This is a genomic window from Chryseobacterium sp. MEBOG06 (genome assembly GCF_021869765.1).
In the GTDB taxonomy this organism is placed as follows: Bacteria; Bacteroidota; Bacteroidia; order Flavobacteriales; family Weeksellaceae; genus Chryseobacterium.
Window position 1 is genome coordinate 1,601,455 of sequence record NZ_CP084580.1, and the last position, 13,776, is coordinate 1,615,230.

Sequence of the window (13,776 nt, forward strand, 5' to 3'; positions counted from 1 at the left end):
CCCTTATTGGGTATAATATTCTTGATTGATAATTATAAACGAAGCTTTCATATTTGAAAGCTTCGTTGTTTTTTGATTGATCTGTTGGCCTTTCTAACAGCTTTTCGTACTTTAAAATCAAACCATTTCTGTCTAAATACATTTCGCATTACATTATCAAAATGTCTGATCAGAACAAGGTTTTTAAAACCTCTCCATTTTTCAAGCCATCCTGAAGGCAGGGCTCTGATAGAAACAGAATAACCTTCCGTTTCATATTGTATATAATGCCACCATCCGGAAGGAATATAGAGGGTTTCTCCCGGTTTAATAACAGCTTCATAGCCGTTTACATATTTTAATCCCGGAAATTCCGCATAGTCAGGCTCTTTAATATTAGTAATGCTATGAAAATTATAGGGAAGTTTGTAAAGTAAATCAGACTGTTCCCAAGGGAAAAGCCATATTTTTTTGATTCCCTGAAACTGGGTGATAAAAACGTGAGACATATCAATATCAACATGGTTTCTGGTAATTGAACCCTCGCCTCCGAAGAACATAAAAGGAAGCCATTTTAAAATTTTTCCTTTTGTAACATCATTATAATGAATATCATTTTTAAGCTCGGGTTTAATGGTTAATAAATTAAATAAGAAAAGGCGGTGCTCGGTAGGAGAGGAGGTAATCAAATCAAGATACTCTGAAAAAGTGCTTTGTCCTATCGGTTTGCTGGCTACTCGGTCCAGTGATTCAATCTCGCTACCGTAAATGTTGACTTTATGTTCGCCTGCAATTTCTTTAAAATAATCATAATTCCACTTTTTAAAAGCAGGACTTTCCGGATCTGCAAAATCTTGTAGAATAACCGGAATTCTTGGCTTCATATGTTTCTTGATAAAGGTTTCGGGACTTATTTTTTTTATTTTCTGTGCCGGAACTAATTTCATACGTTCAAATTTTAAACAAATATAGATATTATCCTACTAAAATTATAGACTAATGTCGTTAAAACTGAATATAGCACCAATTTTTTAGAATTAAACATATAAAAGGTTTTATTTTGCGGCCTTTTTAGTAAATTAGCACATCTAAAAAATTACTAAAATGATCTCTGAAAAATACCTTCAACATTTACAGAATGAACTTCAGAATATTGAGAGTGACGGACTTTACAAAAAAGAAAGAATCATCACTTCTCAGCAAAGTGCAGAAATAGAAGCTAATGGTAAAAAGCTATTGAACTTCTGTGCGAATAATTATCTGGGATTATCCAACAATCCGGAAGTAATGAAAGCTTCTCAGGATATGATCCAGTCTCATGGGTATGGAATGTCTTCTGTACGTTTTATCTGTGGTACACAAGATATTCACAAGGATTTAGAGAAAAAGATTGCAGATTTCTTAGGTCTTGAAGATACAATTCTTTATGCAGCGGCATTTGATGCGAATGGTGGAGTTTTTGAACCATTATTTACAGAAGAAGATGCTATTATTTCAGATGAATTGAATCATGCTTCTATCATAGACGGAGTTCGTCTTTGTAAAGCCGCAAGATACCGATATAAAAATAACAATATGGCTGATCTGGAAGCTCAGTTAATTGCAGCTTCTGAAAAGAATCACCGTTTCAAAATCATCGTTACAGACGGAGTATTCTCTATGGACGGGATTGTTGCAGACTTAAAAGGAGTTTGTGATCTTGCTGATAAATATGATGCTTTGGTAATGGTAGACGACTCTCATGCAACAGGATTTATTGGGAAAACAGGCCGTGGTACTCATGAAGCAAATGAAGTAATGGGAAGAGTAGATATTATTACTTCTACATTAGGAAAAGCTTTGGGTGGTGCCTTAGGAGGATTTACTTCCGGTAAAAAAGAGATCATTGATATGCTGAGACAGCGTTCAAGACCGTATTTGTTTTCAAACTCTTTAGCTCCAGGAATCGTAGGCGCTGCTTTGAAGGTATTGGATATGATCTCTGACGATACATCACTTCGTGATAAAGTAATGGAAAATGCAGACTATTTCAGAACAGAGATGAAAGCAAAAGGCTTTGATATTCCGGACGGAGATGCTGCGATTGTTCCTGTGATGCTTTACGATGCTCCGCTTTCTCAGAAAATGGCTGAAAAGCTAATGGATGAGGGAATCTATGTAATTGGTTTCTTCTACCCTGTAGTACCGAAAGGAAAAGCAAGAATCAGAGTACAGTTATCAGCTGCTCATACCAAAGAACATCTGGATAAAGCGATTGCTGCTTTTGAAAAAGTAGGAAAAGAATTAGGAGTGATCTCTTAATCGTTGAATTGGTCCAATCAATGAAAATATAATGTTCGGCTCGGGCAGCTTTGCTGCCCCGAGCCGAACTATTTTTTTATAGAACTCCATTTTAATTAGGTTTTCCTGATCAAAAGAAATTTATTTTTAACAATTATATAATAAGCTTATCTTTGCTGTTAATTTTTTCTGAATGCTTTATACAATAATCAAAGCGCTGCACATTATTTTTATGGTGAGTTATTTTGCGGGAATTTTTTATCTCGTGAGGATTTTCGTTTACTATAAGGATACCGATGAATTTCCGGGAGAAAAAAAGAAAATTCTTAGAGAGCAGTACACCTTTATGGCCAGAAGACTCTGGAATATCATTACCGTTCCGGCAGGAGTCATTATGACAGTATGTGGATTGGTCATGATCGCCTTAAATCCGGGGTTGATGAAAATGGGATGGTTTCATTTAAAACTTACCTTTCTTATCGGGCTTGCTATTTACCATTACTGGTGCTGGAAAAAAGTACTTCTTTTAAAGGTACTGAACGGAGACCCATTAGAAACTGCCAATATCAAACTGAGACAGGCGAATGAAATTGCGACATTCATTTTGTTTCTGGTCGTATTCACTGTTATTTTAAAATCAATGGCAATTGAATATTGGTGGCAATTAATTACAGGATTTTTCGTTCTTGTATTTCTGATCATGATGACCGTAAAACTTGTAAATAAAAATAAAAAAAACAAATAATTGTGGAGTAGGATATCTATCTTTTCTACACTTTACTAAAAAACTATGATTGCAATTTTAAAGAAAGAACTTTGGAGTTACTTTGGAAACTGGAGCGCATGGGTGATCATTGCCGCTTTCAGTTTGATAGCGACCCTTTTCCTGTTCTTTTTCGACAACGATTCTAATATTTTTGAGATCGGAATGGCCTCGCTGCAGAGCTATTTTGTATTGGTTCCATGGCTGCTGATGTTCATCATCCCGGCGCTTTCCATGAAAACTTTTGCTGAAGAACAGCAAACCGGAACATTGAACTGGCTTTTTTCACAACCTTTAAAAATTTCAGATCTGGTAACAGGAAAATTCCTTTCCGTATGGATCGTGGGGATTTTATGTCTGATTCCTTCTTTGATCTACCTTTATACGGTATATGTGTTAGGAGTTCCGGCAGGGAATATTGACCTTGGGATGACTCTTGGAAGTTACCTGGGGCTGATTATGCTCATTGCCGCATTTTCCGGAGTGGGAATTTTGGCATCTTCATTATCACAAAACCAGATTATGGCTTATCTTCTGGGTGTTTTCATGTGCTTCATTATGTACTTTGGAATCGAACAGCTGGCGAGCTACAAACTTCTGGGAGGAGCAGATTTTCTTCTTCAGAATATAGGATTTTATCAGCATTTCTTAGGCTTCACAAGGGGTCTTATTGATTTTAAGGATGTAGCTTATTTTATTCTGGTCATTGGAGCTTCATTAGTATTGTCCAATCATTTTATAAACAAAAAGAAGTAGAATTATGAAGAAGATCAATGCTAAATCTCCACTGGGAATTTTCTTATTTGTGATTGTTCCCCTTGTTATTATCCTGGCGTATTCAGGGATCAGATTAGACCTTACAAAAGAAAAAAGATATACTCTTTCCGACAGTACCATCAAAGTGCTGGAGTCTGTGAAAAAGCCTCTTACTGTTGAAGTGTATCTTGAAGGTGACTTTCCGGCGAGCTTTAAGCAGCTTCAGAGCGAAACGAAGTTCATGCTGGAAGAGTTCAGAAAAGTCAATTCAAAGATTGATTTTAAATTCATCGACCCGATTAAGACAAAAATGTCTCAGGATACCCTGATGGCGATGGGAATGGAACCTTCTATTCTTCCGGATATCAAAGATGGAAAGATCTCACAGATCACTCTTTTTCCCTATGCTGTTATTAAATATGGAAATGATGGGGCATCTATACCTTTGGTAGTACAGCAGGCAGGTATAGACGCAGATCAGCAGCTTACCAGATCAATTGAAGGTCTTGAATACAGCCTTGTATCCAATATTAAGAATATTGCAGTTGATAAGAAAAAGAAAATAGGGATTCTGGTAAATCATGATGAATTGAGTGCTGAAGAATTTCAGGGATTTGTGCATCTGGCAATGGAAAACTATGATGCAGGACCTATCATTCCTAAGAACCAGGCCGAACTTTCACTGGAAGATGTTCCTTTGCTAAAGCAGATGAGTGCTTTGGTGATTGCAAAGCCAAGAAAAGCTTTTACAGATAATGAAAAAGTAATCCTTGACCAATATATCATGAATGGCGGGAAAACGCTTTGGATGATTGATGCCGTAAATGCTGAAATGGATACACTGACAAGGTCTAAAAAAGTAATGCCTTTCCCGGTAGATATCAATATGACAGATTTCTTTTTCAATTATGGGATAAGAATCAATCCCGCTTTGGTAAAAGATGTTAAGAAGTTTGCTTTGCTGAGACTTGTAACAGGAGAAGTAGGCGGAAATCCCCAATATACAAGTCTGCCATGGCCATATTACCCATTGGGAATTGCTGAAAGTAATAATCCGATTACTAAAAATATTAATCCTGTAAAATTTGAATTTCCAACTTCTATCGATACGTTAGGAGGAAGAAAGAATATCAAAACAAAAGTTCTTTTCGAATCCAGTGAAAGAACATTGCTGAAACAGGTTCCGAATTATGTTGATCTGAAAGAAATTGCAAGCGTAGACAGCCTTGGGCAAATGGAAAAGCCAAGCACACCCAAAATCTTTGCTGTAGCACTGGAAGGGAAATTTAACTCTGCTTATGCATCAAGAATTGAAAGGAAATCTTATCCTGGATTTAAAGCTGCAAGTCCTGAAAATAAAATGATCGTTATTGCAGACGGAGATGTTGGAAGAAATAAAGTAATCAAAGGGAAACCGCTTCCGCTGGGAGTGGATCTGCTGACTAACGAACAATTTGGAAATGAACAGTTCCTTAGAAATGCATTAGATTATCTGTTAGATGACAGTAATCTAATGGAGCTGAGAAATCGAAATATTGAAGAACGACTTCTGGACAGGCACAGAATCACCGAAGAAAAAACCAACTGGCAGTGGTTGAATTTATTACTTCCGCTGGTGATTATAGGTTTGATAGGAGGGTTATTCTTCTGGTTGAGAAAGAAGAAATTTGAATAAAAAAAGAGAAGCGAAAGCTTCTCTTTTTTGTTTATATCCAGTGTGAAGCCTCTTTGCTTTCTTAGATTTTTTAGTTTTTACACAGTGACTTTTTATTTGTGCCTTTATATAAATATAGATAAAATGATTTTTTATCATTATCATTTAAAAAAATAGTGATTTCTTTCAGGAAATACCTATTCTCTAAAATCCGTATTTATACGCTAATAGCATTCTTTATTTCTCTCTAGTTTTGTATGATAAGTGTAAATAAATATCACAAAATCATACTATCATGCCAACAAAACGACATAACAGATTTCTCCTCCAAATGATGGATGGAGTAAGTAATTTACGAATTGTAATAACAGAACATAGCATTTCTTCAGGGGAGCCCTGGGAAAATATACCGGATATTATTCAGAAGTCCGGAAATACGTGGGAAATAGATGTTCAGGCGGGAAGGCATGGGACTGATACAGTTGCCCAATGGTTTAAAAATAAAATATCAGGTGGTAATGCCATTGGATGCAGTTCTAATGACGCATTGCCTGGCAAACTGAATTTTGCATTTACCTGTACACTGTCTTTTGATTATCAGAACAGACATTGTGAGTTATATGATATTCAAATAGGGCAGGGGCACAATTCAAAACTGGAAAATAACTGGTGGATTGGCAGCCGGAATCTTAAAAAAAATTCAGGAACTTATATTTTGGAAACGGGTGAGAATATTTATTTCAAATGTAATATTTTGGTTTCAGGAGTCAATCAGTTTTATTGCAAGTTTAATGCTTCTGAATGGATGGGTAAAGTGAATCAAAAAAACTCATTGAAAGCTTTGAGTATCCCGGGAACCCATGACTCGGGTACTTACAAAATTTCTTCTGCAGCCTTTGGAGCACGGTGTCAGAATTATGATATCCAGCAGCAGCTTGAGAACGGAATTCGTTTTCTGGATATCAGATTGGTAAATTCTTCATACTCATCTGACCCATTAAGTCTCTATCACGGTATTATCTCCTGTGATGTTACATTTGGTGAAGTATTGAATGCTTGTCAGACATTTTTGAAAAATCACCCTTCCGAAACTGTTTTAATGTCCGTCAATAATGAGAAAAGCGGACAGGATATTTCTGAAAATTTCATGTATTATCTTAAAAAATATAACGGTCTCTACTATCAGGGAAACTCTGTTCCGGACCTGGGACAGGCCAAAGGAAAGATTGTGTTTTTTTATAGATTTGATCTGAATACCGGAAACTCAGGAATAGATAAAAGCAAAGCAGGAGTGAGATTCGGACCCTGGAAAGATGATGTTACTTTTGAAAGTGAAAATGCACAAGGACAGAAGTTTTATATCGAAGATAACTATCAAAGTTATGACACCCATAAAAAAGTAAAGTATGTACAGGAAAATCTGGAAAGAGCTGTGAAAAAAGATTCGGCAAACGAGTCTATAATGTATGTGAGTTTTAACAGTATTGCCTTTGGAGCATTTCATCATACACCCTACCAGTACGCCTGGGGTGGAATAGGAGTAGATCCTGCTATGAATCCGTGGTTGAAGCAATACACAAATTATTCCGGGCAAAGGCGTCTGGGAATTATTCCTCTGGATTTTTATAACAATGGGGGAGGAAATCCCATTGAAACCGGGCTTGTTGAAAATATTATTAAGTCAAACCATTAATCAAAACAAAAAAGAGAAACTTGAACGTTTCTCTTTTTTGTTTTGATTAAATATTCTGTTAATTTTCCAATACAGGAATAATGTGATCCCATTTCAATTGTTTTGCATAGTCTAAAGCTGTTTTTCCATTTCCGGATAGAATATTTTTATCGGCTCCGGCCTTCAAAGCAACCTTTACAGTGGTGAGATTTCCTGCAATAGTCTCTCTGTGAAGAAGAGTCAGACCATGGTCGTCAATATTGAGGATTTCATCAGGATATTGTTGCAAGAACTTATCGAATTCATCCTTCATATTTTGGCTCATAGGATGTTCAATAAGGTTTTCAGGGTTTTCTTTCTGGTTATTAACCACCTGAATGTCGTTGAAGTCACCAAAGTCGAGCTGCCAGGCTTCATCATGATCCTTTCTTTCTGCCTCAGACATATCAGCACGCATTTTCTGAATCGTAAATCCACCGTAGGTTTTCGGAAGTACGGGTGATGATGATGAAAAGAGTTTGGAGAGTCCTTTAGGCTTCTGCACATTCGGAGTTATCGCAAAAAGCCAGTCGGTAAGATGACTTAAAGGGATCTCTACATAATCGCCCACCTGAATATTTTTAAGCTCATTAGGTTCATTGATCAGGTAGCCTTTGATACTGTTACCGTCAAAAAAAACTTCGTTGATCCACATATGCTCAGCAAGATTTTCTCCTGTCTGTTCATCCTGCTCTTCAAAAAGAGTCTTTACACAGGCTACATCAAGCCCGGGGATAATTCTTCTGTATTCCCACGATTGCTCACGCCAGAAATACTTAAAAGTATCCTGTGCTTTTTGATAGGCTTTAATCATTTCCGGGTCATTTCCGTCTGCAAAAAAAACTGGACTGTCTTCCATTATAATAAATTGTGATTAGGTGATAAAAAAATAATTATTTTTGATAGGCTTCCTTAGGTAATAATGTGGCGGTTCTGTAATAGCTGATGTCGGATGAAAATTGTTCCTGAAGATCCTGAAAGGTATCATAATCATAATGTTTCCAGTTTTCCTCGTGGTCAGGATCAGAAGTTTTGTCGATGGCAAGTTCCAGTTTCCCGTCTTCCTGATAGCTGCATTCTATCGCTGCATATATTTCTCCGCTTTGATCAGATGTATACCAGCATTTAACCGTTTTTTCAAGTTGGGGCTCGGCTGTTTCATTGTCAATAACCTGAGAGCATATAAAATTTTCAGGATCATCTGTTTTGAAGACAGTCTTTGATATTAAAGGCATATCATCTACAGAAAGCGAGTAAAGTTTGTTGGTAGAAATAATAAAATGACCGCTTGTTTCTCTTTTTTCAATATCAAAAAAGTCAGATTTTTCTTTCAGGTAATCCAGTACCTGTTCCTCGTTTTCGTGATCACTTAGAAAGTAGTTGATATTGTATATACTATCTTCACTGATGAATTCTATTTCTTTCAGGAAATCCGAACCTTTGTCATAGTAATACAGATGATATTCATTTAGCTTCGCAGCATTGCTTTTGGATATGACTTCTCCAAAAATGTTTTTGTACACTTTTTTCATTTTTAATCATGTTAGTTAGTTTCATTTATTAGTTTAAGTGGTATGAAGCAAAGATAAGTTTCTTTTTTATCTTATCCTTTAGTGTATATTAGTATAATTTTCATAAGGATTTCATATATCCTTTATAAAATCCTCATATTCGTAGTAAAACCTTTCAAATCCGTCCATTTTGTCGTAAAAGAATTCAAAAATTTCTTGCCATGTGTTTTTGTTAAATACTGATACACTGTGTTTTTCTACCCAGATTCTGCTAATAACTTTGCCATTTTCCAGGCTGTAATATTCTTCTTTATGAAACTCTCCGATGAAGTCTTTTAAAATATCTTCCAGCGACCAGATTTTTTCATAGTAAGCATTCCGGAAGATTTCATCTTTCATTTCAATATCTAACGATACTTCTACTTTTTTATTATCTGCAGAGAATTTGAATGCCATATCCTTGACTTTGGTATCATAGAGAATCCATTTTCTTGGAAAAGATTTTCCAAAAGCTGTCCAAAAGTCTTTTTTTAACTGCTGTGCTTCTTGTTTACTGAACATAAGACAAACATAATGATTTAATGGGAAAAAGGCAAAATTGTTGGGACAAAGAAAGCGGATAAGGGGACGTAATTTATTTTAAACCTTATTTAGCCAATTTATTACTCGTCATAAAAATAAAGTCTAATGAAATAAGATTCTGGAGAACCGTTTTTTGTTGCAATAAAAGGTGAGGGGAGTAGGGTTTTGTGTATAATGTGCTTATTTTCAATTTTTTATAGCTTCTGGTCTTCTTTATTTTTTCTACTTTTCTAACCTTTTTCAAATATTAAACAATTTTCTTACTTTTGCTGTAATGCTTTCAAAAAAATCTCAATATGCGTTTAAGGCACTTTCATATCTTGTAGAAAAAAGAAATGAAGGACCTATTCTTATTTCCGAAATCGCGGAACACAAAAAGATTCCTTTAAAGTTTTTGGAAAATATTCTGCTTGAACTGAAAAAAGCGGAGATTCTCGACAGTAAAAAAGGAAAAGGGGGAGGATATTTCCTCAAAGAAAAGCCTGAAAATGTAAAACTGGCCAAGATTATCCGTCTTGTAAACGGCCCTATTGCCATGCTTCCCTGTGTAAGTCTGAATTTCTATGAAAAATGTGAAGACTGTAATGAAGATCACTGCGGGCTCCATGATGTACTGATCGAAGTTAGGGATGCCTCTTTAAATATTTTAGAGAAAAAAACTTTAATGGATCTGGTTGACTAAACCTGATCCTTTTTTTTGAATTGATAGTCTATCTTTTTGGTAGGATAATTATTTTATCAGATATTTGCAATGCTTCAGCTTTATCTCATGCGGATAATGGATGAAGATGTAAATACACCGAAACGATATATTATATATGGTAATTTCAAGAAAAGTCCAGGTAAGGCTTAACTTACTTTTTGTAACCGTAGCAATTTTAGGTATTGCCGTATTTTCTATGTACGAATTAGGGTATCTGGATGAGCTTTTAAACATATTAGCCAAAGACAATTATATTTTCTACTGGATGCTGTTAGTAGGTGTTTTTGCAGAAATTGTTGCAGGATCTATGGGAATGGGCTACGGCGTAATTTGTACAACGACACTTTTACTCCTCAATATTCCCCCACATATTGTAAGTGCCAGTATTCATTCTGCAGAAAGTTTTACAACGGCTGCAGGAAGTGTAAGCCATATCAAACTTAAAAATGTAAGTAAAAACCTGGTTAAGAAACTGGCGATTCCTGCTGTTATCGGTGCCGTTATTGGAGCTGTTTCCTTAACATATCTGGGAGAATATTATGCCAAAATTACAAAAACACTTATTGCATTTTATACATTATATCTCGGGATACAAATCTTATCAAATGCTTTCAAAGGAAAACAAAGTAAGGCACTGAAAAGAAAAACAAACCTCACAAGACTTGGTATAATCGGTGGTTTTATAGATTCATTCGCAGGAGGAGGATGGGGGCCTCTGGTTACCGGAACCCTGATCAAAAATGCCTTTACCCCCAGATTTGCAGTAGGAAGTTCTACCGTAGCCAAGTTTATTCTGACTGTAACTGCTGCAGTTACTTTTTTCTTTACCCTTGGTATTCAGCATTGGAACATTATTCTCGGGCTTTTGATAGGAGGAATTATAACGGCTCCTTTTTCCGCTATGCTTACCGCCAGACTTCCTGTGAAGAAGATGTTTCTGATGATTGGACTTCTAGTGATTATCATGAGTTCCATAACTATTTATAAATCAGTTTTCAATTAAAAAACATGTTAAATGTTCAAAAATAAAAGCGTTAAAAATATATTTGGTTTTGAAAATATTCTACTTTTACATCACTAAATATTAGAACATGAATTTACATATCATTGCACTCTTTAAGTTTAATGAAAACTATCTGATGGATGCGGTAGAGCTGTTTCAGAACCTTGTGAAAGAAACAAGAAAGGAAGAAGGCTGCCTGCAGTATGACCTTATTGAAGATAAAGATAATAAGGGGACTTTTTTCCTTATTGAGCTATGGGAGAGTGTAGAACACCACAACAGACATATAGGGCAAGATCATCTGCTGGATTTCCGTAAAGATGCTTCCAGAATGATGGAGAGCTCGACGGAAGTTTATAAAGGATTTAAAATCTATTAAATAATATAAAAGGCGGTTTCAAGAAGTTGAAACCGCCTTTTTATTAGAAAAAATAGAAAGTATTAAAATAAAAAATTTATTTCACGATAAGCTTTTTCGTTTCCGAACTGCCTCCGTAAGTGATTTTTACAAGGTAATTACCTGAAGTAAGATGTGATAGGTTCAGATCTTGTTTGTAGAACCCAGCCTGGTTAGACAGTTCCGCGGAATAAACCTGCTTACCGGTAAGGTCATAAACTTCCACATTACCTTTATTGCCTGCTTTTTGTTTTACATCAAACAATACGGTAACATGTTTGTCAGAAGTTGTTGGATTAGGATAGATTCCGAAGCTTGCATTTTTACCTACCTCAGTGATACCTAATGTTTCAGTAATTTTTTTGTATTTGAAATACATATTTCCTGTAGTGGCTCCTCCGTTGGTTGTGAAGTACATTCTGTAGTAATCACTTCCTTTTTTAACGTAGTATACTACATCGTTTTTTACTGTTCCAATCCCTTTCCAGGAGTGCCCTACAGTTGTTATAGCAGATGAGAAAGCGGTACTTGCAGGTATGCTGTACGCAGCTGTCTGCTGTGTTTCCGGCTGTACCATGGCAACTTTGATATTTGGACTTTGAATAGCTCCTGAAAGAGGATACATCTGAAGACCATTGTAAAAAGTATAATATTTTGTAAATACCAGATCCCAGGCATTTTTGGAAGGTTCCATATTAGGAACTTTTGCTCCGGTGTCGAATGAGAAATAATTAAAGAAGGCATCATCAGTTCCGTTGGTAATTGTTCTGGTCTCCGTTTGCCCCCAGGTACTTCCGTTCCATTTAGAATACTTAAATGTATAACCTGCAAATGCGTCTAAAATTGCAAATTTGATATAGGCTCCGTTTGAGTATTTTAAAACAAAAATTGCTTTTCCATCAATATGATGATTTAATGTATTGTATACTCCCCATCCTGTTGCCGGAAGAAATGGATCAGTAATCGGTCCCTGTTCGAAGGCTCCCTGACTCAAATCTGTTGTCTGATCCGGGTTATAAAGAGGTGCTCCCCAAGAAGATTCATTACTTATACTGATAGTATCCCAGTCTGCCAGATTGGTTGAAGCTGCATATACTTCAATATCTTTAGCATCATTAATTCTTGATCCAAATGCAAAGTTTGAATTTCTATAAAAAGCAACATCCCATGTATTAGCAGGCTGAGGAACCATATTACCATCTTCCAGATTAACAAATACACGGTTTTGGTATCCGCTTCCCATAGACATATTTACTTGTGTATACCCTAATGCATCAGTTTGCGCTAAAACAGTCTGCTGAACCGTTAGAGCAAGCATCGAAGCCAAAAATAGTTTTGTTTTCATAATTTAATTTTTTTGAATCCTTATTTAGAATTATTCTACAAAAGTATATAATTATTTTTAATCAGTCTAAATAAAAACATGATTTTTGTCGTGTTCACTTTTGATATAAAGTTTTCGGGGAGAATAAATAAGTGTTAATCATCATTCTTACCACTGGTTATTATTATGATAGCGGCAGGACTATCTTTTCATAAAAAAAGCCGGCTGGAAATCTTCCAGCCGGCTTTATAAAGGTATATGATTGTGTAATAAACCTTATTTTTTGATGAACTTAGATTGTACTACTGATCCCTCTGCAGTTTCAATAAGAACATAATAAACTCCGGTTTGAAGTGTACTGATGTCAAATCTTTGTCCATTAAGCTTCCCTTCTGTAGCTTTCTGCCCGGTAGCAGAGTAGATCTGGATATTTTTTGGCGCTTTTGCTGTAACAAATTCCAATGCCGTGTTCTCTGAATTAACAGCAAATTGCAAAGCATTTTTCGTTTTAACATGATCAGAAACACCTAGTGTACCGCTGGCAGCAGTTAATACTACATCATCCATACGCAATGCCACGTGGACTGTAGATGCTGTGAACTTGAATGCGATATATTGGTATGAAGACTGTTGTACATTGAAAGTTGTCGTAGCATCTGTACTTGATGTAAGGTTTACAGTAGTTCCGATAGGAGTAAAAGTAGACATATCTGAAGGGCTTGCTACAAGACCAACTTCAAGAGTACCCGTTCCTCCTGGCGTACCACCAATAAGAGCCGAAGTGAATGATAAAGTCTGAGTACCATTTGGAGCAACAATTTGTGGAGTTATCAAATAAAATGCCTTACTTCCTGCAAAAAATGAATAAGCCTGAACAAAATTGTTCCCAGTTCCCGGTTCTACTGTAAGCATTGGTACCCAGCTAGGATTAGCAGGATTAGATGAAGCAGGAATTACTGTACTCCATCCATTTTGAGGTAATGATGCCGTACCGGTAGTGAAAGAACTGAAAGTTTCATTTATTGAAGATACTTGTGCATTTGCTGTGAAAGCCGTAAACATTAATGTTCCTAAAAGTAGTTTTAATTTCATGACATTATTTTTATTTAGAAT

Annotated in this window: 14 protein-coding genes; 8 read left to right on the forward strand and 6 right to left on the reverse strand. The window is 36.0% G+C overall.

From position 1 onward, the window contains the following. Window positions 1-47: 47 nt before the first annotated feature. Window positions 48-926 carry a cupin-like domain-containing protein gene (locus tag LF887_RS07395; RefSeq protein ID WP_236858386.1) on the reverse strand — a complete coding sequence of 293 codons (879 nt, stop codon included), beginning with the start codon at window positions 924-926 and terminating at the stop codon, window positions 48-50. Window positions 927-1,083: 157 nt separating this feature from the next. On the opposite strand from LF887_RS07395, the gene kbl reads away from it, so the two are divergent. From kbl to LF887_RS07420, 5 genes are all read left to right on the forward strand, one after another. Next, window positions 1,084-2,280 carry a glycine C-acetyltransferase gene (kbl, locus tag LF887_RS07400; protein WP_236858388.1) on the forward strand — a complete coding sequence of 399 codons (1,197 nt, stop codon included), beginning with the start codon at window positions 1,084-1,086 and terminating at the stop codon, window positions 2,278-2,280. Window positions 2,281-2,452: 172 nt separating this feature from the next. After that, window positions 2,453-3,004 carry a CopD family protein gene (locus tag LF887_RS07405; protein WP_236858390.1) on the forward strand — a complete coding sequence of 184 codons (552 nt, stop codon included), beginning with the start codon at window positions 2,453-2,455 and terminating at the stop codon, window positions 3,002-3,004. Between the two features lie 45 nt (window positions 3,005-3,049). Next, entirely contained in the window at window positions 3,050-3,778 is a 729-nt protein-coding gene (locus tag LF887_RS07410; RefSeq protein ID WP_236858392.1) for an ABC transporter permease subunit, read from the forward strand. A gap of 4 nt (window positions 3,779-3,782) precedes the next feature. After that, window positions 3,783-5,453 carry a gliding motility-associated ABC transporter substrate-binding protein GldG gene (gene gldG, locus LF887_RS07415; protein ID WP_236858394.1) on the forward strand — a complete coding sequence of 557 codons (1,671 nt, stop codon included), beginning with the start codon at window positions 3,783-3,785 and terminating at the stop codon, window positions 5,451-5,453. Window positions 5,454-5,727: 274 nt separating this feature from the next. After that, window positions 5,728-7,125 (forward strand): phosphatidylinositol-specific phospholipase C, encoded by a 1,398-nt coding sequence (locus tag LF887_RS07420; RefSeq protein ID WP_236858398.1) that lies wholly within the window; start codon window positions 5,728-5,730, stop codon window positions 7,123-7,125. A 58-nt stretch (window positions 7,126-7,183) separates the two neighbouring features. Here LF887_RS07420 and LF887_RS07425 read toward each other — a convergent pair whose 3' ends face one another. From LF887_RS07425 to LF887_RS07435, 3 genes are all read right to left on the reverse strand, one after another. Beyond that, complete coding sequence (locus tag LF887_RS07425) at window positions 7,184-8,002, reverse strand: DUF2314 domain-containing protein (protein ID WP_236858399.1); 819 nt, start codon at window positions 8,000-8,002, stop codon at window positions 7,184-7,186. A gap of 34 nt (window positions 8,003-8,036) precedes the next feature. Next, on the reverse strand, window positions 8,037-8,675 hold the full coding sequence (locus LF887_RS07430; RefSeq protein WP_236858400.1) for a hypothetical protein: 639 nt from the start codon (window positions 8,673-8,675) through the stop codon (window positions 8,037-8,039). 111 nt (window positions 8,676-8,786) lie between these two features. Next, window positions 8,787-9,215, reverse strand: a complete 429-nt coding sequence (locus tag LF887_RS07435) for a DUF4268 domain-containing protein (protein ID WP_236858401.1) — start codon at window positions 9,213-9,215, stop codon at window positions 8,787-8,789. A 295-nt stretch (window positions 9,216-9,510) separates the two neighbouring features. On the opposite strand from LF887_RS07435, the gene LF887_RS07440 reads away from it, so the two are divergent. The 3 genes from LF887_RS07440 (at window position 9,511) to LF887_RS07450 (ending at window position 11,321) form a co-directional block, all read left to right on the forward strand. Continuing rightward, entirely contained in the window at window positions 9,511-9,918 is a 408-nt protein-coding gene (locus tag LF887_RS07440) for an RrF2 family transcriptional regulator (RefSeq protein ID WP_109620007.1), read from the forward strand. A gap of 136 nt (window positions 9,919-10,054) precedes the next feature. Then, window positions 10,055-10,942 (forward strand): sulfite exporter TauE/SafE family protein, encoded by an 888-nt coding sequence (locus LF887_RS07445; RefSeq protein ID WP_236858402.1) that lies wholly within the window; start codon window positions 10,055-10,057, stop codon window positions 10,940-10,942. 88 nt (window positions 10,943-11,030) lie between these two features. Then, a complete protein-coding gene (locus LF887_RS07450; RefSeq protein WP_236858403.1) occupies window positions 11,031-11,321 on the forward strand; it encodes a putative quinol monooxygenase in 291 nt (96 codons plus the stop codon). 76 nt (window positions 11,322-11,397) lie between these two features. Here the strand turns inward: LF887_RS07450 and LF887_RS07455 are convergent, their stop codons facing one another. After that, complete coding sequence (locus tag LF887_RS07455; protein ID WP_236858404.1) at window positions 11,398-12,684, reverse strand: T9SS type A sorting domain-containing protein; 1,287 nt, start codon at window positions 12,682-12,684, stop codon at window positions 11,398-11,400. 255 nt (window positions 12,685-12,939) lie between these two features. Further along, window positions 12,940-13,755 (reverse strand): T9SS type A sorting domain-containing protein, encoded by an 816-nt coding sequence (locus LF887_RS07460; RefSeq protein ID WP_236858405.1) that lies wholly within the window; start codon window positions 13,753-13,755, stop codon window positions 12,940-12,942. Window positions 13,756-13,776 lie beyond the last annotated feature (21 nt).